Annotated in this window: 34 protein-coding genes; 27 read left to right on the top strand and 7 right to left on the bottom strand. The window is 64.1% G+C overall.

From position 1 onward, the window contains the following. Positions 1 to 157: 157 nt before the first annotated feature. The gene (locus tag ACH413_RS23935) at positions 158 to 526 is read right to left on the bottom strand and encodes a winged helix-turn-helix domain-containing protein (protein WP_360047032.1); all 369 of its coding nucleotides are present in this window, start codon (positions 524 to 526) and stop codon (positions 158 to 160) included. 117 nt (positions 527 to 643) lie between these two features. Here ACH413_RS23935 and ACH413_RS23940 point away from each other — a divergent pair, with 117 nt between their 5' ends. From ACH413_RS23940 to ACH413_RS23995, 12 genes are all read left to right on the top strand, one after another. Next, positions 644 to 1,033: a hypothetical protein gene (locus ACH413_RS23940; protein ID WP_360047031.1), complete on the top strand. Its 390-nt coding sequence runs from the start codon at positions 644 to 646 to the stop codon at positions 1,031 to 1,033. Between the two features lie 194 nt (positions 1,034 to 1,227). Continuing rightward, positions 1,228 to 1,440: a hypothetical protein gene (locus ACH413_RS23945; protein ID WP_360047030.1), complete on the top strand. Its 213-nt coding sequence runs from the start codon at positions 1,228 to 1,230 to the stop codon at positions 1,438 to 1,440. A gap of 8 nt (positions 1,441 to 1,448) precedes the next feature. After that, the gene (locus tag ACH413_RS23950; protein WP_360047029.1) at positions 1,449 to 1,703 is read left to right on the top strand and encodes a hypothetical protein; all 255 of its coding nucleotides are present in this window, start codon (positions 1,449 to 1,451) and stop codon (positions 1,701 to 1,703) included. A 3-nt stretch (positions 1,704 to 1,706) separates the two neighbouring features. Beyond that, positions 1,707 to 1,892: a hypothetical protein gene (locus tag ACH413_RS23955; RefSeq protein ID WP_253322590.1), complete on the top strand. Its 186-nt coding sequence runs from the start codon at positions 1,707 to 1,709 to the stop codon at positions 1,890 to 1,892. A gap of 78 nt (positions 1,893 to 1,970) precedes the next feature. After that, positions 1,971 to 3,341 carry an FtsK/SpoIIIE domain-containing protein gene (locus ACH413_RS23960; protein WP_360047028.1) on the top strand — a complete coding sequence of 457 codons (1,371 nt, stop codon included), beginning with the start codon at positions 1,971 to 1,973 and terminating at the stop codon, positions 3,339 to 3,341. Between the two features lie 48 nt (positions 3,342 to 3,389). Further along, on the top strand, positions 3,390 to 3,851 hold the full coding sequence (locus ACH413_RS23965; protein WP_360047027.1) for a hypothetical protein: 462 nt from the start codon (positions 3,390 to 3,392) through the stop codon (positions 3,849 to 3,851). After that, positions 3,848 to 4,174 (top strand): WhiB family transcriptional regulator, encoded by a 327-nt coding sequence (locus ACH413_RS23970; protein ID WP_359757732.1) that lies wholly within the window; start codon positions 3,848 to 3,850, stop codon positions 4,172 to 4,174. Before ACH413_RS23965 ends, ACH413_RS23970 begins: the two co-directional genes overlap by 4 nt. After that, positions 4,174 to 4,359, top strand: a complete 186-nt coding sequence (locus ACH413_RS23975; protein WP_360047026.1) for a hypothetical protein — start codon at positions 4,174 to 4,176, stop codon at positions 4,357 to 4,359. Before ACH413_RS23970 ends, ACH413_RS23975 begins: the two co-directional genes overlap by 1 nt. Before the next feature lie 8 nt (positions 4,360 to 4,367). Continuing rightward, positions 4,368 to 5,159, top strand: a complete 792-nt coding sequence (locus ACH413_RS23980) for a hypothetical protein (RefSeq protein WP_360047025.1) — start codon at positions 4,368 to 4,370, stop codon at positions 5,157 to 5,159. 83 nt (positions 5,160 to 5,242) lie between these two features. Next, the gene (locus ACH413_RS23985) at positions 5,243 to 6,589 is read left to right on the top strand and encodes a replication initiator (RefSeq protein WP_360047024.1); all 1,347 of its coding nucleotides are present in this window, start codon (positions 5,243 to 5,245) and stop codon (positions 6,587 to 6,589) included. After that, the gene (locus ACH413_RS23990) at positions 6,573 to 6,776 is read left to right on the top strand and encodes a helix-turn-helix domain-containing protein (RefSeq protein WP_360047023.1); all 204 of its coding nucleotides are present in this window, start codon (positions 6,573 to 6,575) and stop codon (positions 6,774 to 6,776) included. The genes ACH413_RS23985 and ACH413_RS23990 overlap by 17 nt, the downstream gene beginning before the upstream one ends. Next, positions 6,773 to 8,164: an integrase gene (locus ACH413_RS23995; RefSeq protein ID WP_360047022.1), complete on the top strand. Its 1,392-nt coding sequence runs from the start codon at positions 6,773 to 6,775 to the stop codon at positions 8,162 to 8,164. The genes ACH413_RS23990 and ACH413_RS23995 overlap by 4 nt, the downstream gene beginning before the upstream one ends. Positions 8,165 to 8,200: 36 nt before the next feature. Here the strand turns inward: ACH413_RS23995 and ACH413_RS24000 are convergent, their stop codons facing one another. The 3 genes from ACH413_RS24000 to ACH413_RS24010 form a co-directional block, all read right to left on the bottom strand. Beyond that, positions 8,201 to 8,440 carry a type II toxin-antitoxin system RelE/ParE family toxin gene (locus tag ACH413_RS24000; protein WP_360047021.1) on the bottom strand — a complete coding sequence of 80 codons (240 nt, stop codon included), beginning with the start codon at positions 8,438 to 8,440 and terminating at the stop codon, positions 8,201 to 8,203. 15 nt (positions 8,441 to 8,455) lie between these two features. Continuing rightward, positions 8,456 to 8,782 carry a hypothetical protein gene (locus ACH413_RS24005; RefSeq protein ID WP_360047020.1) on the bottom strand — a complete coding sequence of 109 codons (327 nt, stop codon included), beginning with the start codon at positions 8,780 to 8,782 and terminating at the stop codon, positions 8,456 to 8,458. A 73-nt stretch (positions 8,783 to 8,855) separates the two neighbouring features. Beyond that, positions 8,856 to 9,152, bottom strand: a complete 297-nt coding sequence (locus tag ACH413_RS24010) for a type II toxin-antitoxin system prevent-host-death family antitoxin (protein WP_360047019.1) — start codon at positions 9,150 to 9,152, stop codon at positions 8,856 to 8,858. 765 nt (positions 9,153 to 9,917) lie between these two features. Between ACH413_RS24010 and ACH413_RS24015 the strand changes: the two genes are divergently transcribed. Beyond that, positions 9,918 to 10,982 (top strand): hypothetical protein, encoded by a 1,065-nt coding sequence (locus ACH413_RS24015; RefSeq protein WP_360047018.1) that lies wholly within the window; start codon positions 9,918 to 9,920, stop codon positions 10,980 to 10,982. Then, complete coding sequence (locus tag ACH413_RS24020; RefSeq protein ID WP_360047017.1) at positions 10,979 to 11,422, top strand: hypothetical protein; 444 nt, start codon at positions 10,979 to 10,981, stop codon at positions 11,420 to 11,422. Before ACH413_RS24015 ends, ACH413_RS24020 begins: the two co-directional genes overlap by 4 nt. Before the next feature lie 1,016 nt (positions 11,423 to 12,438). Here the strand turns inward: ACH413_RS24020 and ACH413_RS24025 are convergent. Further along, positions 12,439 to 13,677 carry a hypothetical protein gene (locus tag ACH413_RS24025; RefSeq protein ID WP_360047016.1) on the bottom strand — a complete coding sequence of 413 codons (1,239 nt, stop codon included), beginning with the start codon at positions 13,675 to 13,677 and terminating at the stop codon, positions 12,439 to 12,441. Between the two features lie 20 nt (positions 13,678 to 13,697). After that, positions 13,698 to 15,221, bottom strand: a complete 1,524-nt coding sequence (locus ACH413_RS24030; RefSeq protein ID WP_360047015.1) for a helix-turn-helix transcriptional regulator — start codon at positions 15,219 to 15,221, stop codon at positions 13,698 to 13,700. A 180-nt stretch (positions 15,222 to 15,401) separates the two neighbouring features. On the opposite strand from ACH413_RS24030, the gene ACH413_RS24035 reads away from it, so the two are divergent. After that, a complete protein-coding gene (locus ACH413_RS24035; protein WP_086666399.1) occupies positions 15,402 to 15,773 on the top strand; it encodes a hypothetical protein in 372 nt (123 codons plus the stop codon). A gap of 218 nt (positions 15,774 to 15,991) precedes the next feature. On the opposite strand, the gene ACH413_RS24040 is transcribed toward ACH413_RS24035, so the two are convergent. Continuing rightward, positions 15,992 to 16,393: a GntR family transcriptional regulator gene (locus ACH413_RS24040; RefSeq protein WP_086666454.1), complete on the bottom strand. Its 402-nt coding sequence runs from the start codon at positions 16,391 to 16,393 to the stop codon at positions 15,992 to 15,994. A 124-nt stretch (positions 16,394 to 16,517) separates the two neighbouring features. On the opposite strand from ACH413_RS24040, the gene ACH413_RS24045 reads away from it, so the two are divergent. The 12 genes from ACH413_RS24045 to ACH413_RS24100 form a co-directional block, all read left to right on the top strand. Further along, complete coding sequence (locus tag ACH413_RS24045; protein ID WP_360047014.1) at positions 16,518 to 16,907, top strand: hypothetical protein; 390 nt, start codon at positions 16,518 to 16,520, stop codon at positions 16,905 to 16,907. A 194-nt stretch (positions 16,908 to 17,101) separates the two neighbouring features. Continuing rightward, entirely contained in the window at positions 17,102 to 17,314 is a 213-nt protein-coding gene (locus ACH413_RS24050; protein WP_360047013.1) for a hypothetical protein, read from the top strand. After that, complete coding sequence (locus ACH413_RS24055) at positions 17,311 to 17,577, top strand: hypothetical protein (RefSeq protein ID WP_360047012.1); 267 nt, start codon at positions 17,311 to 17,313, stop codon at positions 17,575 to 17,577. Before ACH413_RS24050 ends, ACH413_RS24055 begins: the two co-directional genes overlap by 4 nt. Positions 17,578 to 17,580: 3 nt before the next feature. After that, complete coding sequence (locus ACH413_RS24060) at positions 17,581 to 17,766, top strand: hypothetical protein (RefSeq protein ID WP_030473189.1); 186 nt, start codon at positions 17,581 to 17,583, stop codon at positions 17,764 to 17,766. A 79-nt stretch (positions 17,767 to 17,845) separates the two neighbouring features. Further along, on the top strand, positions 17,846 to 19,216 hold the full coding sequence (locus ACH413_RS24065; protein WP_360047011.1) for an FtsK/SpoIIIE domain-containing protein: 1,371 nt from the start codon (positions 17,846 to 17,848) through the stop codon (positions 19,214 to 19,216). Between the two features lie 48 nt (positions 19,217 to 19,264). Next, positions 19,265 to 19,729: a hypothetical protein gene (locus ACH413_RS24070; RefSeq protein WP_360047010.1), complete on the top strand. Its 465-nt coding sequence runs from the start codon at positions 19,265 to 19,267 to the stop codon at positions 19,727 to 19,729. Continuing rightward, positions 19,726 to 20,040: a WhiB family transcriptional regulator gene (locus ACH413_RS24075; RefSeq protein WP_360047009.1), complete on the top strand. Its 315-nt coding sequence runs from the start codon at positions 19,726 to 19,728 to the stop codon at positions 20,038 to 20,040. The genes ACH413_RS24070 and ACH413_RS24075 overlap by 4 nt, the downstream gene beginning before the upstream one ends. Next, complete coding sequence (locus ACH413_RS24080; protein ID WP_360047008.1) at positions 20,040 to 20,225, top strand: hypothetical protein; 186 nt, start codon at positions 20,040 to 20,042, stop codon at positions 20,223 to 20,225. The genes ACH413_RS24075 and ACH413_RS24080 overlap by 1 nt, the downstream gene beginning before the upstream one ends. Before the next feature lie 8 nt (positions 20,226 to 20,233). Further along, entirely contained in the window at positions 20,234 to 21,016 is a 783-nt protein-coding gene (locus ACH413_RS24085) for a hypothetical protein (RefSeq protein ID WP_360047007.1), read from the top strand. Positions 21,017 to 21,100: 84 nt separating this feature from the next. Continuing rightward, positions 21,101 to 22,450, top strand: coding sequence for a replication initiator (locus ACH413_RS24090; RefSeq protein ID WP_360047006.1), 1,350 nt, complete (start codon positions 21,101 to 21,103; stop codon positions 22,448 to 22,450). Next, positions 22,431 to 22,637, top strand: coding sequence for an AlpA family transcriptional regulator (locus ACH413_RS24095; protein ID WP_090065918.1), 207 nt, complete (start codon positions 22,431 to 22,433; stop codon positions 22,635 to 22,637). Before ACH413_RS24090 ends, ACH413_RS24095 begins: the two co-directional genes overlap by 20 nt. Further along, positions 22,634 to 23,955 (top strand): tyrosine-type recombinase/integrase (locus ACH413_RS24100; RefSeq protein WP_396425142.1); only part of this gene is annotated, 1,322 nt, incomplete at its 3' end. The genes ACH413_RS24095 and ACH413_RS24100, both read left to right, overlap by 4 nt.

Raw genomic sequence — 23,955 nt, forward strand, 5'->3', positions numbered from 1 at the left:
ACCTCCCGTGCACCCCTTCCGTGCATCAATGCACCCCCTTGAGCACACTGCAATGCACCCCCTCACCTGCCGTTCTATGTCTACATGAACGGAACACCGGATGAGTTGGAATTCATCAGCCTCAGGCTGCGTCAGTTGCAGTTCGCCATAACGAGGGTCACTGAGAAGGTGGAACAGATCGAACGTCGTCGGCGGCTTCGAGCTGCTCGACACGCTCAGTCAGATGCAAGACCGCCGCCTGCAATTGATCAAGCTGGCGAATGACCGTCTCGATCGTGACCGGGCTTCGATCCTCGGCCGGCGGTTCTTGAACGAAGACGCCTACGGCTGGTTGCGAGACCACCCAGCCCTCGGTCTCAAGGATCTGCACAGCCTTCTGCGCGGTCCCGAGCGCAACGCCGTGTTGCTCGGCGAGTTTGCGGTGACCGAGTAGACGGGCGCCCGCTTCCAGGGCTCCGGACCGGATGTCCCTCTTCACCGCTTCGACAACCCGCTGGTACGCAGCTAGTCCTGGCTGGTCACTCACAACATCAGACTAACTTTGATCGCCCTCACTGACATAGGTCACCCGATTGGACTGTGCCATCCGATACATACTGCTCTATATTGGTATGCATCAGCTACTCGCCACTGGAGGTACGACATGGCTCTGAACGACATCCCCGTGATCCTGACCCACTACAAGCTCCTGGTCACCGAAGCGCCTTGCGTGAAGATGCGCGAACTCGACGGCGGCCAGCTCGTTCCCGTGGTCGACCGCAACACGAACGAAGAGCAGTTCGTCGTGGTGCTGTTCGCCAAGGCTCGCCCCTCTGAGGGTCGCCGCAAGACGAAGGGCGAGGAGATCCGCGTCAACCTCCCCGGTGACCCCGGCGCAGGGTTCGAGGAAGGCGACTACGTCGAGCTGATCAACCCCGTGATCAACACGTACGAGATGCGCGGGGAGGACGGCAAGATCACCGCCTCCGGTCTGTGGTTCAAGGCGGACGGCCTCACCCCTGCGGCGCGCATCGTGTCCGCTCCCGCGGCTTAGTCCCGCAAGCCCTGCCCGGTAGGCCGGTAGCCCGCTTCGAGTCGGGCCAGGGCACTCACATTTGTTCTTTGAGAATTACACAGTGAGTCGAACCATGCCTAAATCCCGAGCATTTCGTGTGCTCCGGGAGATTCGGTGAATCCAGGTACGCCTTCGTTCCTGGGTTTGCCGTGCCTCCCGAAAGGAATTTCAGCATGAATGAGCGCTTGTACCCGATCGAACTTGCTGATCCGGACGGCGATGACCCGCGCTTCACGTTCGGCCTCGTTCATGAGGTTGGCGAAGTCCTTACGAAGCACGGCTTTCCGGGCGTCGGCGAGAGCTGGCGCGATCACCTGGAGTTGCAGCAAGCGTTGTACCGCTTCATCTACGTCGGCGACTTGAGGACTGAGAGGTTGGCCAGTTGATCCAAGAGATGTTGAACGACCGTGCCCAACAGCGGTACGGCTCGTTCGTCGGCGCGATGGACTTCGTAGAGGAGTTGTTGGTACCGCTGGAAAAGCTCATCAACCGGATGAGCGTGAAGCCCGGCAAGGCCGGTGGCTGGCGGGTCGCGACACCCGACGAACTCAAGGGCTACCTGCGGACCGTGCGGAACGACCTCAGTGCGCTGCGGGAGCAAGCCAAGCGGCACGAGATCAATTTGAAGGCCAAGGAGTGGGGAGCCTGATCGATGTCTCACCAGCTCGACAACGCCGTGTCCAACCTGGACCAGGCGATGAAGCAACTCCGCACGGCAATGGACGGCATCCCGGTTCGCCGTGAGGGCTTCACGGACCTGCGGCGCCGGTTCGTCCGCTCGGTCAGCGTCCTGACCACGGAGGCGTCCTACGCCCGCGGGCAACTGCCCAACAACTGAATCCGCACTGATCAACGCGGCGGCCGATCTTCGACACGTTCGAGGGTCGGCCGTCGCGCTTCCCTGAGGAGTACTGCAATGGGTTGGAAGTGGAACGCAAGCAAGCGCGTCGTGGCCGCCGAGTTCCGCGCGGCACGATGGCTGGCCAGGAACCCGGAATGGATGCTCGCCCCGTCCGCTGTCGCGGCCGGCGCCTGCACGCTTGGTCCGAGCGTTACCGGCTACGTCCTCGGTGGCGCAGCTGGCGCGACCGGGCTTTGGTACCGGGGCCACCCGGACTCGTTCGACACCTTGGCCGCGCCCACACTGCGGGCGTGGCAGCGGCGGTGGTTCGGGGCCTACGTCGGTGGGCGCTGGCGGGACCTGATGGACGTGCACAAGCTGACAACCGAGCACCGCCGGAAGAAGGTTACGAACTACCCGCGCGTGGTGCGTGTCCGGTCGTACTCGCCGTCTATCGACACCGTGTTGGTGAAGCTGGCCAAGGGCCAGTCACCGATGCACTTCGCTCGCCAGGCCGAAGAGCTGGCGCACGCGATGGAGGCGGAGCGCGTCGCTATCGAGCTGGTGAAGCCCGGTTATGTGGCGCTCGTCGTCCAGAGGAACGAACCGTTCACGGAGATCATCCCGGCGCCGGACATGCCTGAGCACTCCGAAGATGTGGACCTGCGGGCGGTGCTGCTGGGTGAGGACGAGTACGGCGGCGACTGGACCGAACCCGTGCAGGGCACGCACACCCTGACGGCTGGCGCGACCGGTTCGGGCAAGAACTCGCTGGCGTTCGCCAAGCTGCGCTCGATGGCCCCGCTGATCAGGGACGGCATCGTCCGCCTGTGGGTCTGCGACCCGAAGTACCTGGAGTTCCAGGCCATCAAGCCGATCACGGAGAACCGCTACGCCGATGACGCGGGCGATTGCCTGGAGCTGATCGAGATGTGGGTCGACGACATGGAGCGCACCCAGAAGCGGATGCAACGGGCTGGGCTTCGGTCGGTCCAGCCGTCGCGGGAGTACCCGCTCAACCTGCTGATCGTGGACGAGATCGGGTCGTTGGTCGCCTACCGGCCTGAGTACGCCCGGCAGATCACGGGCCTGCTTGCTCGGGGTACCTCGATGGGCCGCGCAACGCTGCACGTCGCGGACGCCTACATCCAGGAACCGGACAAGGACACGCTGTCGATCCGGGACCTGTTCCCCAATCGCATCTGCCTGCGCACCACCTCGCCGACACACCCGGACATGGTGCTGGGTGAAGGCGCACGCGAACGAGGTGCGATCGCTGACCAGATTCCCGCGATTCCCGAAACGGCCGGCATCGGCTACCGCACCGACGAACGCTCTCGCGTTCCTCGTCGGGTCCGCGCGGCGTACACGACGGACGAGAACATCCGCGAACTCGTGGAGTTCGTCCGCGACGGACAGACCGGCTCTCTTCGCTCAATCGCCTGACCTTCTTTCACCCCAACGCTTTTCACCACTAATCGTGGAGGCCTTGCCATGCCCGAAAACAACGCTCCTCGCCGTTTGGACGGCCTGCTTCGTGCGGTCCGCGGCCACATCCGCACGCTCGGACTGCCCCGGCCGGACCGCTTGGTCATCTCCACGCCGTCCGGCTCGGTGCACGCCGAATTCACCTCCGGCACCGCACCAGATCGGTTGGCCTGTCTGCTGGTCTGGGCGGCCTCGCTGCACGGGGTCGAGCTGACCTGGACCCTCCAGGCCGCCGGAACCCTCTCCGTCGCGGCGACCGGCCGCACTGCTTCCGGAGTCACGCTCGGGCTCGCTGCGTCGGCCTCGGTGGTCGAACTGGGCGGGAAGGTCAAGTCTGGCTCGGGTGCGTTGCTCGCCAAGGCCTTCCGGCTGGCCGTGTGCACGCCCGAACAGGTCACCTTCGATGAAGTCGCCCAGGTCGTCCAGGCCGCGCGAAAGTCCGCCCCTCGGCTGGCGGTGGCGGCATGAGGAACAACGACGCTGAAGCCTTCGGCTACCGGGTGTTGATGCGGGTCCTGTTCGGACCGACTGACGGACCGCCCGCATGGCGCGAACGAGCTGCCTGCGCGGGCTCCGATCCGAGCCTCTTCGACACCGCCGGCCGAATCGCCGCCGCGAAGAAGGTGTGCGCGTCCTGCCCGGTCATCGACGAGTGCCGCCAGGACCAACTCGACTGGGAAGCCACCAGTCCCCGATTCCGGGCCAACGCCTCCGGCGTCGTCGGCGGCCTCACCGGTGCTGATCGGCGCCGCATTCACTACCCCGCGAAGAACGCAAAGGACGTGGCCTGATGAAGCTCATACTCGCCGTACCGGTCAACCTCCGCGGCTTCGTCCACATCGCGCACATGGCAACCGCCGTGGTGACCTGCCTGATCTGCATGTACCTGTTGTTCGGCTTCGTCGGGCTCCTGGTGCTCGCCGTCGAACTCCTGTGGCTGGGGTGCCTGCTCCTCAAGGCAGCGCACGGGGAGTAGGTGGCCTGGTGTCTGAGAAGTCCAATAACAGCAACGAAACCGAGTCCGCGGAACCGCGTGAGACTCGCACCGTTCGACGGCTGAGGGCGCAGCTTGATGAGGCGCAGGACATCCACCAGCTCACGGCGAACCCGTTGCTAGCGGCGGTGCGGGCGGACCGGTTCCGGGTCTCGGTGACGCGGTCGATGTGGTGCTTCATGACCTGCGGCCTCGGCTTCACAGCGACCGGCGTGCAAGCGTTCCTCGCCGGGCACCTCGGGCCGTCTGATCCGATGTGGTGGGGCGCGTGGCTCGTGGAACCGGCCTTCGCCGGAATCCTGATCACGCTCCTGCGGTGGGAAGCGCAGATGCTCGCTCACGGTCTGGCCGTCGATGACCGGCCGGTCAAGTGGCTCAAGCGAGTGCTGCTCGGCGCAACGTTGATCACCAACGTCTGGTCGTCGCTGCGACCCCAGGACGGGCAGATCAACGCAGGGATGGTGTTCCTACACCTCGTGATCCCGCTCGTGGTGTTCCTGCTCGCCGAAGTCATGCCGGTGATTCAGGCACGCTGCAACGCCGCTCGTGACAAGGCGGCTGAGGTCGTTCCTGTGCCGACGTCCACCCCTCCGAGCGCAGTCACTCCGGCGGCACCCACTCGAACTGCGCTTAGGCTCCCTGGCCACCTGCAAGGTGCATTGGACGCCAAGGCGAACGAGGTTCATGCGGAGGGTCGATCCCTTACCGCTCAAGACATCCAAGATGCGCTCAACGTGCCCGAGGAATACGCCGCGCGGCTCGCTGCGCAACTCGCAGCCTGACCCATCTCAACCACGCGGGGCATGACCAGAACACCGGTCATGCCCCGCCTTTTTCGTTTTCCCGCAACGAAAGGAGGGCCACCGTGCTCACTCTGGAAGACCGCATCACCGCGCGAGTCAAGGCGGTCGACTTCCGGGCATGGCGAGATCGAGTGACCGCGATTGGCGGCTGTGCCGCGCCTATCCAGTTGTCCGGCGCCTTCCAGCTCCGGGACCTCCACGGCGGTCTGATCGAGCACATCGGCGGGGACGTGATGGTCCCGTGCGGCAACCGTCGTGAGTCGGTCTGCCCGGCCTGCTCTGACCGGTATGCGGCCGACGCCTACCACCTGATGCACGCGGGCCTAGCCGGTGGCAGCAAAGGCGTTCCCGCCGAGGTCTCGGATAAGCCTCGTGTCTTCGCGACCCTCACCGCGCCGTCGTTCGGTCCGGTCCACAACCGCCCGGCCAACTCGACCGGCAAGGTCCGGCCCTGCACCGGCTGCGGGGAATGGCATCACGGCGACGATCCGCGCATCGGCGGTGCTGTCGACCCCGGCACCTACGACTACGAAGGCGCGGTGCTCTGGCAGGCACACGCTGGGAAGCTGTGGCACCGGTTCACCATCGCACTGCGCCGCAAGCTCGCTGGCGCGGCCGGCCTGAAGGTCTCCGAGTTCAAAGACCACGCCCGGCTCTCGTACGCCAAGGTCGCCGAATACCAGCGGCGGGGCCTCGTCCACTTCCACGCCGTCGTGCGCGTCGACGGACCGGACGGACCTCACGACCCCACCCCGGCATGGGCCACGGCCGAACTGCTCGGCAACTGCATCAAGGCGGCGGCTCGGGCAGTGCGGATCGACACCACGCGGCCGGACGGCTCGACGCTGCGCCTGCTGTGGGGCGAACAGGTCGACACCAAGGGAATCCGCGGCTCCCAGGTGGAAGACGAATCCGGCGAGATCAGCGAGGCCCGGTTGGCGGGCTACGTCGCCAAGTACGCCACCAAGGGCACAGGAGCGAAGGACACGGCAGACCGGCCGATCCGCTCCCAACTGGACATCGAGATCCTCCAGATCTCCGAGCACCACCGACGGATGGTGCAGACCGCCTGGGACCTCGGCGGCCTAGCCGACTTCGAGGAACTGAACCTGCGGAAGTGGGCGCACATGCTCGGGTTCCGCGGCCACTTCCTAACCAAGTCCAAGCACTACTCCACGACGTTCCGCGCCATCCGCGAGGAACGACGCACGTTCCGGACGCTCGAAATGTTCGAGCGCCTCGAACTCGATCCCGCGGCCGTGGTCGTCGTCAACGACTGGCAGTACGCCGGATCCGGCTACGACAACGACGCGGAACGCGAACTCGCGGCCGGCATCGCCGAACGCGTCCGAGCTCAACGCCTACGCAAGTACGAACAGGAGGGGAAACACCATGTCCGAACTGCCTAAGCCAGACGACTTCATGACGGCCGACGAGTTCTGCGCCCGAATGCGCATCTCGAAGGACACCTTCTACAAGTGGCGGCAGATCCCCGGTGCCGCTCCTGTCGTGCACAAGATGCGGAACGGGGCGTTGCGTATCTCTGGCGCTGACTTCGCCGAGTGGCTGCTCGGCCTGCGGAGTGATGCCGCGTGAACCTCACCTACAAGATCAGCATCTACGCGCTGAAGGTCCTCAAGCCGGACGCCAACGGGAAGGTCCGCCCGAAGCCGTACGGGGTCCGCTGGGCGACGGCCGGAAAGCAGCACTCGGAGTGGTACAAGTCCAAGGCGCTCGCGGACAACCGCCGCTCCGACCTGAAGCAGTTCGTCAAGAAGGGCGAAGCCTTCGACATCACTTCGGGCTTGCCGGAGTCGGAGGTCAAGAAGCAGTCCGCGCGGTCGCTGTTGAAGCTCGCACAGGAATTCATCAGTGAGTCGTGGGAGGAGGCGGCGCCCAACACCCGGAAGCGTTACGTCGACACCTTGGCCATCCCGGTGGCCGCGTTCGTGGGGTCGCAGAAGGGTGCGCCTCCGACTCGCGTGCTCCGGCGGGTGCTGACGACGCACCTTCTCCCCGACAACACCCGCAACCGGTCGCTGACGGGGACAGAGCAGGACGCAGTGGGTTGGATCGAGGCCAACTCTCGTCTGGTTCGCGAACTGGCTGACAAGATCGAAACTGGTCGGCTGCTGCGGTCGCTCGGCAGGAACCTCGACGGCAAGGTTGCCGCCGCGTGGACGACACGAACCCGGCGCGGCGTGCTTCACCACCTGCTCGGGTTCGCGGTCGACGTCGGCGAACTCGATGCGAACCCGATCACCGGGCTGAAGTCTGCGGTGCAGCGGGGCACGAGCGAGGTTGATCCTCGATCGGTCGTGAACCCCGCTCAAGGGCGCCAATGCCTCGCGGCTGTGACCTATGCAGGCACCACGACGGGGCAGTACGACTACCTGTACGGGTTCTTCGCGACCATGTACTACGCGGCTCTGCGTCCGTGTGAGGTCAACCGGCTGAGGGAGGCTGACTGCAAGCTGCCCGAGACCGGCTGGGGTGAACTCATTCTGGAGAAGTCGGCTTCACGAGCGAACGGGCGGTACACCGACTCTGGCGAGCTGTGGGAGACACGTTCGCTCAAGCGGCAGGCTGAGGGCGCCGTCCGACCGGTGCCGATTCCTCCCGTGTTGGTCGGGATCCTCCGACTGCACCTGAAGACCTTCGGGACCACGTCGGATGGACGGCTGTTCCGCGGGATGATCAGCGGCGGACCGATCAATGCGACGGTCTACACCCACGCGTGGGGTCGCGTTCGTGAGCTCGCAATATCGCCGGAGCAGTTCGAGTCGCCGTTGGCAGACACGCCGTACTCCCTGCGGCACGCGGCGGTCTCTACGTGGCTCGCGGCCGGCCTGCCTCCGGCGGAGGTCGCGGAGCGGGCCGGGCACACGGTCGACGTGCTGTTGAAGGTCTATGCGAAGGTGCTAGACGGGCAACGGGAGAAGTCGAACCAAAAAATCGAGAACCTGCTAAACAATCGCATTTAGCGACGTGGGCCTCAGAGACCAGCTGAGGCCCACGCGCTAACCAACCCTTAGAACGTTGACTACGCGAGCTGAATCATCGACGTCGTAGATGATCGTGTACTGCTTGTGTTTGATCGCGAGCAGCCCTTTGAGCGCCCCGGTCAGCGAAGTGCCGAGCACCTCGGGCTTCCTGCTGAGCTGCTCATTGATGAAGTTAAGGACAACTGTCGCGTCCCGAGCTGGTAGGCGCGAGATCTCCTCAGTTGCGGTCTCGGTCAGCGACAAGCGATAGGTCATGTCAAGTCCTTACAGTTAGCGGCGTCCGGGACGGGTGCCGCGATCGTGTCGGGGCCTGACATCCACGACCGTGAGAGTACTGCCCTTGAGTTCGTAGATGACAAAGAAGTGCTTTTGGATTACCGAGTACTCCCCTTCGCACTGCTCGCCTTCGCGCTTCTCGCCTCCGAACTTGCGCCCATAGACACCAAACTCGGTGGGGTCGAACGCTAGCTCAGTGTAAACAAAGTTGACGATGGCGTCGGCTTGCCACCGCAACTCAGGCTTTTTGAGCTTTGCCGCCACGATGGCGGGCCAGACGACGTCATAGGAGGAGCGTTCAGAGCCGCTGCGTCGAGTCATTTGGTGCAACAGTAGCGCCACTGTCAAGCCCTCGACCGCATGACTTATGGCGCTACTCCTGCACAGAGCGTGGTTACTCGCCGGTGCGGCGCTTGAGCGACTCGATCAGCTCGTCCATGTCAGCGATCCTGCCTTGCTCCACGTCCTCTTGCGCCTGGCGAATCGCCTTGAGGACCTGTCCACGCGAGTCGTCTTCGGCAGACAAGATCTCAATGGTCTGCTCCAGGCCTTCCAACTCGGCTTTGGCGATCAGAACGACCGTATCGACCCCATGCTTGGTCAACGTGACACGTTCATGAGTCTTCTCGACTCGTGCCACGAGTTCAGACAGTTGATTACGGGCAGTAGCTAGAGGAACGCGCGTCTCCATAGGCAAAACTATAGCCAGAATTTACGCCAGCGTACTGACGACTTTGCGCGCCTCACGGTCGGCCTGGCGAGACGTTCCCGCAGCTAGACTGCATAGAAGAGCCCCCTGGCGATGATCTCGCCAGGGGGCTCTTCTTGTTCCACACATGTTCCAGAGACAGCCGCAGAAGGCCGCAGTCAGCGACAGACGGTGACTTGCCGACACTGACGTCGTTGGCAGCATCGGAGCAGGTCAACCGGCCTTTGAAGCCTCCACGCAGGAACTGCGGAACGGCACTGCGTGGGCGAGGTCTAGCCGCGCAGTTCCATCGTGCGGAGCTTCGAAAATCCGCCGATCATGACCGTGACCTGCTGCTGAGGTCCCGCCGGCCGTTCCGCGGACGCACTCTGTTCCGTGCATGTTCCGTTGGCAAGCCTGTGGGCTGGTCGACGCCGTCAAGGCGGCGAGCTGTCCATAGGCGCGGCAGCCGAGCGCCGTGCCCAGCAAGATCAGTCGACTACTCGGCGCTCGTCCCCGCGCGCCCACATTGTCGTGCAGCTTGTAAGCCTTCAGCTTGGGAACCCGTTGCGACGGCGTACCTGGAAGCTCCCGGCCTGCGCGCGGGGACAGTCACGAGGGACCATGGCATACCGCTGTTGACCAGCGCTTACACCACGCAAATGGCACGAGCGAGGGGTCAGAACGAGGCGCGGTGCGCGTAGTTGGTCGGTGGTCGAGCCGAAGTGTCATGCGTGATTTGCATGGAGCGATGAGAAGATGGTCGCCATGTCTTTCCGGCGCGTACGGCCTCTCGCGCAGATCCAACAAGGCGTGCTCGACGACGCTGTGCCTCTATCGTCGTTGTTGCAGAAGATCATTGTGCTTGGCAAGCAGACCGGGTTGGAGAACTTGCGTGCCTGGGCTCGCGAGGAGCTCAACGGCTACGCCGGAGACAGCCTGCCCAACTATCGCCTTGTTCCTGCCCCCATGATCGTGATGATCACAAACAGGGCTGGTTATCACAGCATGACTCAGCGTCTGCACACTTCGATGCTGCCCGAACCTTTCAACAAACGATACGACATCGAACATGCAGCACTCGGCAATGGAGTTGGTGAGCTTGAGGCGCTGGCAAGGAAAGGCGACCAAGTTCACCAGCTCAGTCCGGGGTGGTCGAGCCTGCTTATCGAGATGCTTAACAAGTTCAGCGTCAGCGATGACCAGACTGTCGTCAGATCCGCCTACTGGACTGTTTCGAACGCCGCCATTGAAGGGCTTCTCATTGGAGCCCGAACAGCACTAGCGGAGCGTTTGAGCGAGCTAACGCCGGAGGACCAAGAAGCTTCACGCAAGACGGGCTTAGAACACCCAGTCCAGTTCGCGGTAACTGGAGATCATAACGTCATCACCTATAGCTTGCAGCTCGCCGGCCTGGGCGGCACGAATATCAAGATCGATGACATCATTAGCGTCATTAAGCGGTATGAGGAGCAGCACGTGTCGAACGATCAATCGGTCCATGTAAAGGCAGGCGGCGACGCGCAGGTTGCCGCTCATAGTGACAACGTGACGCAGATCCACGCTGGCGGTGACGTTGATGTCACCAAGCTGACCGAGACTGCCCAGCTGGCCGCGGAGGCGCTGCCAGCGTTGAACCTCCCCGAAGACGCTAAGGCTGGCGTCGAGGAGTCGATCAAGGGAATCCTCGAAGAAGCCAAGAAGGCCGAGCCTGACCAGGAGAAGCTGAAGGGGTGGGGCTCCCGCTTGAAGGCGGGCATCACGGTTGGCGCAGGAGCAGGAACGATCATCAAGCTCATCCTTGATGGCCTTGGCGCGGCAGGTGTCATGTGACGGATGCAGATCGCAGTGATGCGATTTGTCAGGCCTATATGTTGTGGCAATATGAGAACAACTCTCGCCAGCCCAATCCAGGCGCCTTCTTGAAGGTGGACATAGAGATTCCCGTCGGTATCGTCGTCACCTTGACGGATCTGGAGAGCTGCATCGAGTACCTTGAAGCCGCAGGACTCATCACCGGGCACAAGGTATGGGGCAACCCAATGCCACTTCGGGTCAAACTAACCGCCGATGGCATCCGCTGCGCAAGGGAGTTTGGCGGTGACGTCAAGGCTTGGAATCGCCGACACCTATCGCATGTGGATCAGTCCGTGCACGTTCATGCACAAGGAGATGCGCAAGTTATTGCGCACAGTCAAAACGTGAGTCAGGAGAAGAACGCGCGCAACAGCGTTCAAGACGGCGAGGAACAACCAGAGCTGCACATCGACTAGCTGGTCTGACTTCGCCGCGCTGCGCGATCAGCATCCCGTTCCCCTGCCCCTGCTGCGCTTGGCATCAGAATGCCGACGTCAAGAGAGGCAGTAGACCATCGCGAAGCGACGCGTAGCGCTCTTGAAGGCGGTGTTCTGGCGTTAGCGGTGGTGGGACCAGGGGCGTCAGACCCCCAGGAGAAAGCTCGTGCTGTGTCAGGGGATCTACCTGCGGCAGCTGTGGGGTTGCTCGGCCGCTGTCCCGTCCGGTCGGGGTAGGCCCTGCCTTCCGTCGCCGGGCGCGGGTGGGTGGCCGAAGGCCGGGCCCCGCCCGCTTGCCCGAGCGACAAAGAGATGGGGCCGTTAAGCCCCTTCCGGACGGGATCAGCACAGTGCGGCCGAGCGGCCCCGCAGGGGCCGCCTTGATGAAGAAAAGAAACTCTGAACACCGCGGCCACGGTGTCGACCCAGCCTGATGAACCTGCTCCGTCTATGCTCCGGCCATGCCTGGAGGCACACCTGCATGGGTTGTATACGCAGCTTTGGGTACATCGATCTTGGCGCTGCTGGTCTCAAGCCTTGCTGCTCGCATTGCCTATCTGAGCTACCGAGCGAGCGGTCCACGGCTACGCCTAGTCGTGCTCCACATGGAAACGGATCCCGCGGCTCGTCGTGTTTCGATGGCCTTCACCGTTACGAACGAAGGTCGGGGCGACGTGAGCATTCAAGGATTCAAGATAGTTCCATACGGAAATAAGAAGCCCGTCCTAGAAGTTAACGAGATTGAGGAAGGCCCAGAACTTCCAGCTCGCATTCCAGGCAGTTCGAGCCTCACTTGGCAGATCAACGTGCTGTCGGCCGCACGCAGCTACGACACTGGCTTGCGCACCGGCAAGATTAAGCCCTTCTCTTCGTGGCCGTCACAGTTTTACTTCGTAGCGGCGGCGGGAAACGGCACTCTTGCACGCGATCGCGCTCATCAGTACGACGCCAGGAGACTAATAGCAGACGCATACCCGTCCGAGTAAGACATCACACTAGGAAACTAGGGTTTCGAGACGATCAACCAAAGCTGGAAGCGATCTGACGATCGGCGGATCGGTACCACGAGCCCTCCAAGCCCTAGTCAGGTAGCCCGTTGCCTTTCGCTCTGCAACAACAACATCCGCATAGGCCGTTGCACAAGCAAGAAAGTTGAGATCCGTGAGATCGTTCGCCTCCCAATGATCGTCAGCGTTCATGAGGCGATGGTGTACAGCTTCCCGCGCAAGCCCTACTGAAGGGCATGCAGCGATATCAAACTCAGCATCCCCGAACGCCCACTCTTCGAAGCGCTCGGCCGAAATACCAGCCCTAAGTGCGGCCTCAGCCATCTCTGGTCGCAGATCTAGCAAATACTTCACGAGCGTTATCTTCCGTGCATTTGTCCGCGCTTGCCTGTTATCTCGAAGCTCAACCGCCAAATCAGCGTATCGCCGCGCCCATGCTTCTGCGGCTCGGTCACCTTCTGGAGTCGGAATGGCATCGTTTTCCAGCAATATAGAATAGATGCTAGCAACCCACGACGTACGACCAGCGAGGTCGCGCATCGCAGATGGCAAATCGGCGCTCAACTCACTCTCCGGCGGAGGTGTTGCAGCACGACCGAATACCATCCTTGGCGTCAGCCCGAAGATGTCATTACCGACTGGCATATCCGCCAAACCGCCTGACAGGCGCGTGAAGGTCACGTCCAGTTCAGCGTGTCGAACATCGACAGGGTGCAGCATTTGCCACCCCCTCGACAATTCCATCATGACTGGTGCGAGGTTACGGCGCCAACCCCCATGCGCTCTCGTTGTCTCCACGAGGTGGCCCGCCGAAAGCGGAAGGATTATTTTCTGAGCCCGTGCAAGCTCAATAATCCTCTCACTTGGCGCCATGTCCGATGACTGTACTTTGGACGGGTTGTGAATGCGGCGCGCAAGCGTGATCCAGTGATTTTGATCAAGATAGATGATCGGCCGCGCACGCCGATCATCAGGATCCGAATTCCGGCCAATCTCCGCAACGAACTGCGCGCCATCAGTCGAGAAAAAAGTGATCTCACGGGCCGACACATCGTAGGATGACGCCTGAATATCACCAGCAGCTTCCGCTGAATTTGCAGCAGAGTTGTTAATCCCCGCAGCGACACGGCCATCCGCAAATTCAACAACTTGGACACCGGTGTGATAGTCGAGCGTGAGTCGCCGAACGCTGGTCAGTATCTGCTCAACATGACCTTCATCGTCCAATTGAGCAGCACCTCCCGTTGTTACGCTCGCGGGCCCATCGCCGGAAGCAACGCCCCTGAAACATCCAGGAAGTCGCGCACAGCAGGCGACTCGCCGTGCGCACGCAGGCGCGATCGAAGATCCGCAACTGCTTCGACGGAACGCGACGACTTCACCGTAGCCGCAAGCTTCGCAGCTGCCATTCCTGCAGACGCTGCGGTTTCAAGGTCGTGCGAGTCGATCGCCGCACGAGCAAGGGCAGCCTGCGCCATCGATCCGCGCCGGGCTCGGTTCTGCCGCTCGGACTCAACGATCGACAGTCCGGCAAAGTGAGCGGCCTCGTTGGGACGTTCGAGGTCGCGGAAGGTGTGGGCGTGCTCGCCGTTGAGGTACGCGGGATCGATGAACCGCGCCCACTCTGGCTCGTTCTCCACGGACACGTTCTCGAACGTCGTCTCCGACAGGTGCACGCTCTTCGCGGCGGCCTTCCCATCCCCCATCGCTGCTTCGGCGCGGGCCTGGAGCGCGTAGAGGTCTGCGAGGCACGCTGTCGAGGTGCCTTTGGCGAGAAGTCCCGCGCGTCCAGCCTTCGCGAGCTGCACCGCCTGTTCCGGCTCGCCGGTCAACGTCGCCTGGTCGGAAAGGCCGGCCAGAACGTGTGCACCAAGGTCAGGGCTTCCCGCGGCTTCCGCCAGGCGGAGCGACTGGATCAGGTAGCGCTGGGCCAACGCGTGCTCGCCGTTGTCGAACGCCATCCACCCCAGGAGGTAGAGCTGTTCTGCGGCTGCCTCGTAAAGCGCGGCGCCGTTCGGGGTCTCGGGGTCGTTCGACTTCAGCAGCGGCACGACGTGTGAGGTCAGGTAGGACGCGAGCTGCTCGCGGGCATGGCCGCCACCGCGCATCACGTCGAGCTCCTGGAAGACGCCGAAGGTGCGGCGGATCGCCTGGACCTGCTCGGTGCTGATCTTGCCGGTGGCCGTGGTCGCCTCGTCCAGCGTGGCGAGCAACCAGTCTCGGCTTGGTGCGACCGATGCGGCGACGGAGAACAACGCGCTGGACAGGAAGGTGCGGCGCTCCATGTCGTGCCTCCCAAGCTCGGCTACGACTTCCACCGTAGTCGGGAGAGAGGCCGCGTAGGCAAGACCAAGGTCGGAAAGTGATTTCTCTTGCGGCGCTTGGGTTTCCGCATCGCGATAACCCGCACGGAACCACCGGTGTTCGTGCGGCACGCGCAGGGCGTTGCACCAGCGCTCAAGGCGTTCGAGATCGGTGACCGGCCGGCGTCCGCGTTCGATGACACTGACCTGGCCCTGGGTGATGTCGAGCCACGCCGCGAGGGTCGATTGTGGCAACGTCGGGCTGTGGGCCTGGCGGTACGCGCGGAAGAGCTGGCCGATGTTCAAGGTGCGCAGGGCGTCCTGGATCGACGGCTGAAGCCAGAACTCCGGGCGCTGGACCGGCGCATGGGTCGCGTAGGCGGCTTCGCATCGGCCACACAAGCTGCCCTGGCGATCGCTCGCCAAGATCGTGTCGCAGGTGCGGCAGCGCTGCTTGGACGAACTCACGCGCTGATCCTCCCCCGCTGGTCAACCCCCGAATCTGAGCCGAGTGTAGCGGGTCGATTACGCCTTTAACCTGGACTTATCGATACCAGCGATACCGCCATCGCTAGTTGATATTGGATCGATGCTCCGTGCGGGCGACTGTGGTTCTACAAGACCCAGGCGCAAACGGAGGTGGATCACATGGGCTTCTACGTACTGGTGCAGCCAGAAGAGGACGCAGAAGCATCGCTGGTCGAACACGCACAAGGCCACCCGTCGCTCGTCGTGATGTGCGGCGACTCCCAGATCACCGTGCAGCTGGCGGGGCGACAGGACGCGGCTGAGCTCGCGATCGGTTTCGCGCGGAACCTTTCGCGCGCCGCGACGGCCTTCGCCGATCGAGTCGACGCACTCACGGCGAACTGGCCGAAGCTCAACTTCGAGGATCTCGCCGCGAAGGTCGGCACGACGCCCGAGGAGCTGCCGGATCAGCTCGCCGGACGGCACGCGCTGACGGTCGACGCGGAGTGGTTCGGAGAGACCGGTCCTGGCGGGCCGGAGAGGCCGGCGTGATCGGTCGAGCGGCGGAAGCTCTGACGTCCTTCGTCGTGGTCTACGCGGGCATCGTCGCCTGGCGACGGTTCACCGCTCGGAGGGCAGAACCGCCAACACACCAGAAGAACAACCGGTAGCAGCGAAGGAGGGCAAGGTGTCAGAGACCGGATGGACCGCGGAGACGTGGCGTGACCTGTACGCCTTGGCCTCCAAGTTGGATTCCAAGGTGGACGAACTCAGCGATCGTCTGACCCGGATCGAGGACCACCTGAAGGTGAGCCGAACACCTCCGCCTCAACGGCGGAAACGCGCTCGCTGAGGTTGTCCAGCGTGCCGCTGATCTTCTCCAGGATCGCCCGAAGCTCATGCGGGGAGCCAACTTCCGGCTCTTCCGTGTGGGCTTCTGGCTTCTTCACCACGATGGTGCCCTCGCCCTGGCGGGACATGACGAGTCCAGCGGTGCGCAACACGTCCAGTGCCTTCTGCAAGGTCATGACGGCGCGGCCGTACTTCGTCTGCAACTCGGCCAGAGACGGCAGCTTGTCCCCCACCTGCACGGCGTCGGACGCGATGTATCGCCGCAGGTCATCAGCGATCTGCTGATACGCCGGCCGCGGGTCCGCGGGATCAAGTGCCATGCATCCACTGTAGCGACAAAGCTAGCAAAGCTGAATATCACCCGATTGAACCAGTGACTCTTCTAGCTCTACTAGCTATGTTGGTTGTATTGATAGAGCAAGACCTACTACGAGAGGTACCAACGTGGCTCTGAACGACATCCCGGTGATCCTGTCCCACTACAAGCTCATGATCACCGAAACGCCCTGCGTGAAGATGCGCGAACTGGACGGCGGGCAGTTGGTGCCCGTGATCGACCGCCACACGAACGAGGAGCAGTTCGTGGTGGTGCTGTTCGCCAAGCCTCGACCGACCGAGGGCCGCCGCAAGGCGAAGGGCGAAGAGATCCGCGTCAACCTCCCCCACGACCCCGGTGCGGGGTTCGAGGAGGGCGACTACATCGAGCTGGTCAACCCCGTGATCAACACGTACGAGATGCGCGGGGACGACGGGAAGATCACCGCGTCCGGCCTGTGGTTCAAGGCTGATGGCCTTGCCCCGGCGGCCCAGATCGTGGTGGCTCCCGCGGCTTAGTCCCGTCAGCCCTGCCCGGTAGGCCGGTAGCCCGCTTCGAGTCGGGCCAGGGCACTCAATTTGTTCTTTGAGAATTCCACAGTGAGTCGAACCATGCCTAAATCCGGAGCATTTCGTGTGCTCCGGGAGATTCGGTGAATCCAGGTACGCCTTACGTTCCTGGGTTTGCCGTGCCTCCCGAAAGGAGTTCCGGCATGGATGAGCGCTCGTACCCGATCGAACCCGCCGATCCGGACGGCGACGATCCGCGCTTCACGTTCGGCTTCGTCCACGAGGTTGGCGAAGTCCTTGCGAAGCATGGCTTTCCGCACGTCGGCCAGAGCTGGCGGGACCACCTGGAGCTACAGCAAGCGCTGTACCGCTTCATCTACGTGGGAGACCCGAGGGTTGAGAGGTTGGCCAGTTGATCCAAGAGATGTTGAACGAGCGGGCGCAGCAGCGGTACGGCGCGTTCGTCGGCGCGATGGATTTCGTTGAGGAACTGCTTGTACCGCTGGAAAAGCTCATCAACAAGATGAGCGAGAAGCCCGGAAAGGCTGGCGGTTGGCGAGTTGCCACGCCGGACGAACTCAAGGGCTATCTGCGGACCGCGCGGAACGAACTCAGTGCGCTCCGGGAGCAAGCCAAGCGGCACGAGATCAAGTTGAAGGCCAAAGAGTGGGGAGCCTGATCGATGTCTCACCAGCTCGACAACGCCGTGTCCAACGTGGACCAGGCGATGAAGCAACTCCGCACGGCAATGGACGGCATCCCGGTTCGCCGAGAGGGCTTCACGGACCTGCGGCGCCGGTTCGTCCGCTCGGTCAGCGTGCTGACCACGGAAGCGTCATACGCCCGCGGGCAGCTGCCCAAGGACTAGATCCGCACTGATCAACGCGGCGGCCGATCTTCGACACGTTCGAGGGTCGGCCGTCGCGCACCTACGAAGGAGTTCACCAGTGGGTTGGAAGTGGAACGCAAGCAAGCGCGTTGTGGCCGCCGAGTTCCGTGCGGCGCGGTGGCTGGCCAGGAACCCGGAATGGATGCTCGCGCCGTCGGCTGTCGCTGCCGGTGCCTGCGCGCTCGGTCCGACGACCACCGGCTACGTCCTCGGCGGCGCGGCTGGTGCGACCGGGCTTTGGTACCGGGGTCACCCGGACTCGTTCGACACGCTGGCCGCGCCGGTCCTGAGGGCCTGGCAGCGTCGGTGGTTCGGGGCCTACTCCGGTGGACGCTGGCGAGACCTGATGGACGTCCACAAGCTCACAACCGAGCACCGCCGGAAGAGGGTCACGAACTACCCGCGTGTGGTGCGTGTCCGGTCGTACTCGCCGTCGATCGACACCGTGTTGGTGAAGCTGGCCAAGGGACAGTCACCGATGCATTTCGCCCGGCAGGCCGAAGAGCTGGCGCACTCGATCGAGGCTGAACGCGTTGCGATCGAGCTGATGAAGCCCGGCTACGTGGCGCTCGTGGTCCAGCGTGACGAACCGTTCACGGAGATCATCCCGGCGCCGGACATGCCCGAGCACTCCGAGGACGTGGACCTGCGGGCGGTGCTGCTGGGTGAGGACGAGTACGGCGGCGACTGGACCGAACCCGTCCAGGGCACGCACACCCTGACGGTGGGCGGAACCGGGTCGGGCAAGAACTCGCTGGCGTTCGCCAAGCTGCGCTCGATGGCCCCGCTGATCAGGGACGGCATCGTCCGCCTGTGGGTCTGCGACCCGAAGTACCTGGAGTTCCAGGCCATCAAGCCGATCACGGAGAACCGCTACGCCGATGACGCGGGCGATTGCCTGGAGCTGATCGAGATGTGGGTGAACGACATGGAGCGCACCCAGAAGCGGATGCAGCGGGCTGGGCTTCGGTCAGTCCAGCCGTCGCGTGAGTACCCGCTCAACCTGCTGATCGTGGACGAGATCGGCTCCCTGGTCGCCTACCGGCCGGAGTACGCCCGGCAGATCACGGCCCTGCTGGCTCGGGGCACCTCGATGGGCCGCGCAACCCTGCACGTCGCGGACGCCTACATCCAAGAACCGGACAAGGACACGCTGTCGATCCGGGACCTGTTCCCCAACCGCGTGTGCCTGCGCACCACGTCACCGACGCACCCGGACATGGTGCTGGGTGACGGCGCTCGGGAACGGGGCGCGATCGCCGACCAGATCCCCGCCATCCCGGAAACGGCCGGCATCGGCTACCGCACCGACGAACGCTCACGCGTTCCCCGTCGGGTCCGTGCCGCGTACACGACGGACGACAACATCCGCGAACTCGTGGAGTTCGTCCGCAACGGACAGACCGGCTCCGTCCGTTCGATCGCCTGACTTTCTTTCACCCCAACACTTTTCGCCACTAATCGTGGAGGTCTTGTCATGCCCGAAAACAGTGCGCCTCGACGTCTGGACGGCCTGCTCCGCTCGATCCGCGGCCACATCCGAACCCTCGGCCTGCCCCGGCCGGACCGCTTGGTGATCTCCACGTCGTCCGGCTCGGTGCACGCCGAGTTCACCTCCGGCTCCGCGCCTGATCGGCTCGCGTGCCTGCTGGTCTGGGCGGCCTCGCTGCACGGGGTCGAGCTGATGTGGTCCCTGCAAGCCGCGGGAACTCTGTCGGTTGCCGCGACCGGACGGACCGGGTCCGGGATCACGCTGGGGCTGGCCGCGTCGGCCTCGGTGGTCGAGCTGGGCGGCAAGCTCAAGTCCAGCTCGGCGGCGGTGCTCGCCAACGCCTTCCGACTCTCCGCCTGCACGCCGGAACAGGTCACCTTCGATGAGGTCGCCAAGGTTGTGCAGGCCGCACGCTGTGGCTCGCCTTCGCGGTTGGCGGTGGCAGCGTGAACACCGAACCGCACGGCTACCGCGTGCTGATGAAGCTCCTGTTCGGCGGCGAACCGCCCGCCTGGCGTGACCGGGCCGCCTGCGCCGACGCCGATCCGAGCTTGTTCCACACCGCCGGCCGAACCGCTGCCGCCAAGGCCGTGTGCGCCACCTGCCCGGTTCTCGCCGAGTGCCGAGAGAACCAACTCAGCTGGGAAGCGAGCGGACCCGCTCGATACCGAGACAACGCCTTCGGCGTCGTGGGCGGCCTGTCCGGCGCTGAACGCCGCCGCATCCACTACCCCGCCAGGAATGCAAAGGACGTGGCCTGATGAAGCTCGTACTCGCCGTCCCGGTCAATCTCCGCAGCTTCGCCCGAGTCGCGCACATCGTGTTCGCCGCTGCGGCCTCGCTGATCTGCATGTACCTGCTGTTCGGGTTCGTCGGGCTCCTGGTGCTCGTTGCCGAACTGCTCTGGCTCGGGGCTCTTCTCCGCAAGGCCGCGTACGGGAAGTAGGTGGCCAGGTGTCCGGGAAGTCCAAGCACACCAACGAAGCTGAGTCCTCCGAACCTCGCGAGACTCGAACCGTTCGGCGCCTGCGGGCGCAGCTCGATGAGGCGCGGGACATCCACCAGCTCGCCGCGAACCCGTTGCTTGCGGCGGTGCGGGCGGACCGGTTCCGGGTCTCAGTGACACGCTCCATGTGGTGCTTCATGACCTGCGGCCTCGGCTTCACCGCGACCGGCGTGCAAGCGTTCCTCGCCGGGAGCCTCGGGCCGTCTGACCCGATGTGGTGGGGCGCGTGGCTCGTGGAACCGGCCTTCGCCGGAATCCTGATCACGCTCCTGCGCTGGGAAGCACAGATGTTGTCGCACGGCCTGGCGGTTGATGATCGCCCGGTCAAGTGGCTCAAGCGGGTGCTGCTCGGGGCCACGCTCGTCACCAACGTGTGGTCGTCGCTGCGGCCTCCGGACGGGCAGGTCAACGCCGGGATGGTGTTCCTGCACCTCGTGATCCCGCTCGTGGTGTTCCTGCTGGCCGAAGTCATGCCGGTCATTCAGCAACGGTGCAACGCCGCGCGTGATCTGGCCGCTCAGGTCGTCTCTCCCGCTCCCGCCAACCCCGTTGCTGCTCCGGCACCCGTTCGGTCCGCCGTGCGGCTTCCTGGGCACCTCCAGGGCGCGTTGGACGCCAAGGCGAACGAGGTCCGCGCTCAAGGCCGTGCACTAACAGCGCAGGACGTTCAGGACGCGCTGAACGTGCCCGAGGACTACGCGGAGCGCATCGCCGCACAGCTCGCGGCCTGACCCATCTCGATCAACGCGGGGCATGACCAGAACTCCGGTCGTGCCCCGCTTTTTCGTTTTCCCGCAACGGAAGGAGCGTCATCCGTGCTCACTCTGGAAGACCGCATCACCGCACGAGTCAAGGCGGTCGACTTCCGGGCATGGCGAGACCGGGTGACCGCGATCGGCGGATGCGCCGCACCCATCCGGTTGTCCGGCGCCTTCCAACTCCAGGACCTCAACGGCGGCGTGATCGAGCACATCGGCGGGGACGTCATGGTCCCGTGCGGCAACCGCCGGGAGTCGGTCTGCCCGGCCTGCTCGGACCGGTACGCGGCCGACGCCTACCACCTGATGCACGCGGGCTTGGCTGGTGGCAGCAAGGGCGTTCCCGCGGACGTCTCCGAGAAGCCTCGGGTGTTCGCGACGCTCACTGCTCCGTCGTTCGGTCCGGTCCACAACCGACCGATCGCCACGACCGGCAAGGTCCGGCCCTGTACGGGCTGCGGCGAATGGCACCACGGCGACGATCCCCGCATCGGCGGTGCGGTCGACGCTGGGACCTACGACTACACGGGCTCGGTTCTCTGGCAGGCACACGCGGGCAAGCTGTGGCACCGGTTCACCATCGCCCTGCGCCGCAAGCTCGCTGGCGCGGCCGGCCTGAAGGTCTCCGAGTTCAAGCACCACGCCCGGCTGTCGTACGCCAAGGTCGCCGAATACCAGCGGCGGGGCCTCGTCCACTTCCACGCCGTCGTTCGAGTCGATGGACCGGACGGACCTCACGACCCCACCCCAGCGTGGGCCACGGCCGAACTGCTCGGCGACTGCATCAAGGCTGCGGCTCGCTCGGTCGGGATCGACACCACCCGGCCGGACGGCTCGGCGCTACGCCTGCTGTGGGGCGAACAGGTCGACACCAAGGGAATCCGCGGCTCCCAGGTGGAAGACGAGTCCGGGGAGATCAGCGAGGCCCGGTTGGCGGGCTACGTCGCCAAGTACGCCACCAAAGGCACGGGCGCGAAGGACACGGCGGACCGGCCGATTCGCTCACAGCTGGACATCGACGTCCTGCACATCTCCGAGCACCACCGGCGGATGGTGCAGACCGCGTGGGACCTCGGCGGCCTGGCCGACTTCGAGGACCTGAACCTGCGCAAGTGGGCGCACATGCTCGGGTTCCGCGGCCACTTCCTCACCAAGTCAAAGCACTACTCGACCACGTTCCGCGCCATCCGCGAAGAGCGCAGGACGTTCCGGACGCTCGAAATGTTCGAGCGCCTCGAACTCGATCCCGCGGCCGTGGTCGTCGTCAACGACTGGCAGTACGCCGGGTCCGGCTACGACAACGACGCGGAACGCGAGCTCGCGGCCGGCATCGCCGAACGGGTCCGGGCGCAACGCCTACGCAAGTACGAACAGGAAGGGGGATCTCATGGCCGCCAAGCTGCCTGACCCGGACGACTTCATGACGGCAGACGAGTTCTGCGCGCGGATGCGCATCTCGAAGGACACGTTCTACAAGTGGCGGCAGATCCCCGGTGCCGCTCCTGTGGTGCACAAGCTGCGAAACGGGTCGTTGCGCATCTCTGGTGCCGACTTCACCGCGTGGCTCCTCGACCTAAGGAGTGAGGTCGCGTGAACCTCACCTACAAGGTCAACGTCTGGGAGCTGAAGGTCCTCAAGCCCGACAAGAACGGCAAGAGACGACCCAAGCCCTACGGCGTCCGCTGGATCACGGCGGGCAAGGAGCAGTCCGAGTGGTACCGGACCAAGACGCTGGCCAACAACCGCCGGAACCAGCTCATCAAGGCCATGAACAACGGTGAGGCCTTCGACATTGACTCTGGGCTTCCTGAGTCAGAGGCCAAGGCCAAGGTCGCCAGATCGCTCCTGAAGGTGGCTCAAGAGTTCATCGATCACGAGTGGGAAGACGCGGCGGCCAACACGCGGAAGCGGCTCGTGGACACGCTGGCCGTGCCAATCGCCGCGTTCGTCACCGCAGACAAGAACGCACCGGACGAACGCCTGTTGCGGCGTGTTCTGACCACCTGCCTCTTGCCCACGAACCGCCGAGAACGGGAACTGACCGTGGACGAATCGGCGGCGGCTGACTGGATCACGGCGCACTCACGGCCCGTCCGGCAGCTGGCGGACAAGATCGAGATATCGAACCTGCTGCGGTCCCTCGGACGAAACCTCGGCGGCAAGAAGGCGTCCACGTGGACCACGCGAACTCGGCGCGGCGTGCTGCACCACCTGCTCAAGTTCGCGGTCGACAAGGAGGAACTCGTGGCCAACCCGGTCACCGGCCAGAAGGCCGCGATTCAGCGGGGCAACGTCGAGGTTGATCCCCGGTCGGTGCTCAACCCGAAACAGGGTCGGCAGATCCTGGCGGCCGTCACGTACGCGGGGACGATCACCGGCCAGTACGACTACCTGTACGGGTTCTTCGCGACGATGTACTACGCGGCACTACGGCCGTGCGAGGTCAACCGGCTGCGTGAAGTGGACTGCAAGCTCCCTGAGACCGGCTGGGGCGAACTGATCCTGGAGAAGTCCGCTTCGAGGGCGAACAGCCGCTACACCGACTCGGGCGAGATGTGGGAGGAGCGGACGCTCAAGCGACGGGCTGAAGGCGCCGTGCGAGTCGTCCCGATCCCTCCGCAACTCGTGGCCGTCCTGAGGTTGCACCTCGCGACGTTCCGCACCACGCCGGACGGCCGTCTGTTCCGCGGGAAGGTCAGTGGAGCGCCGATCAACGCGACGGTCTACACGGACGCGTGGAAGAAGACGCGGAAGGTCGGGCTGTCGCCGCAACAATTCGCCTCGCCGCTGGCGGGAGATCCGTATGACCTCCGTCATGCCGCTGTGTCGACGTGGCTCGCGGCCGGCGTACCCCCGACCGAGGTCGCCGAGCGTGCGGGCCACACCGTCGACGTTCTGCTGAAGGTCTACGC

Source organism: Lentzea sp. NPDC020367 (genome assembly GCF_044387305.1).
Taxonomy (GTDB): domain Bacteria; phylum Actinomycetota; class Actinomycetes; order Mycobacteriales; family Pseudonocardiaceae; genus Lentzea.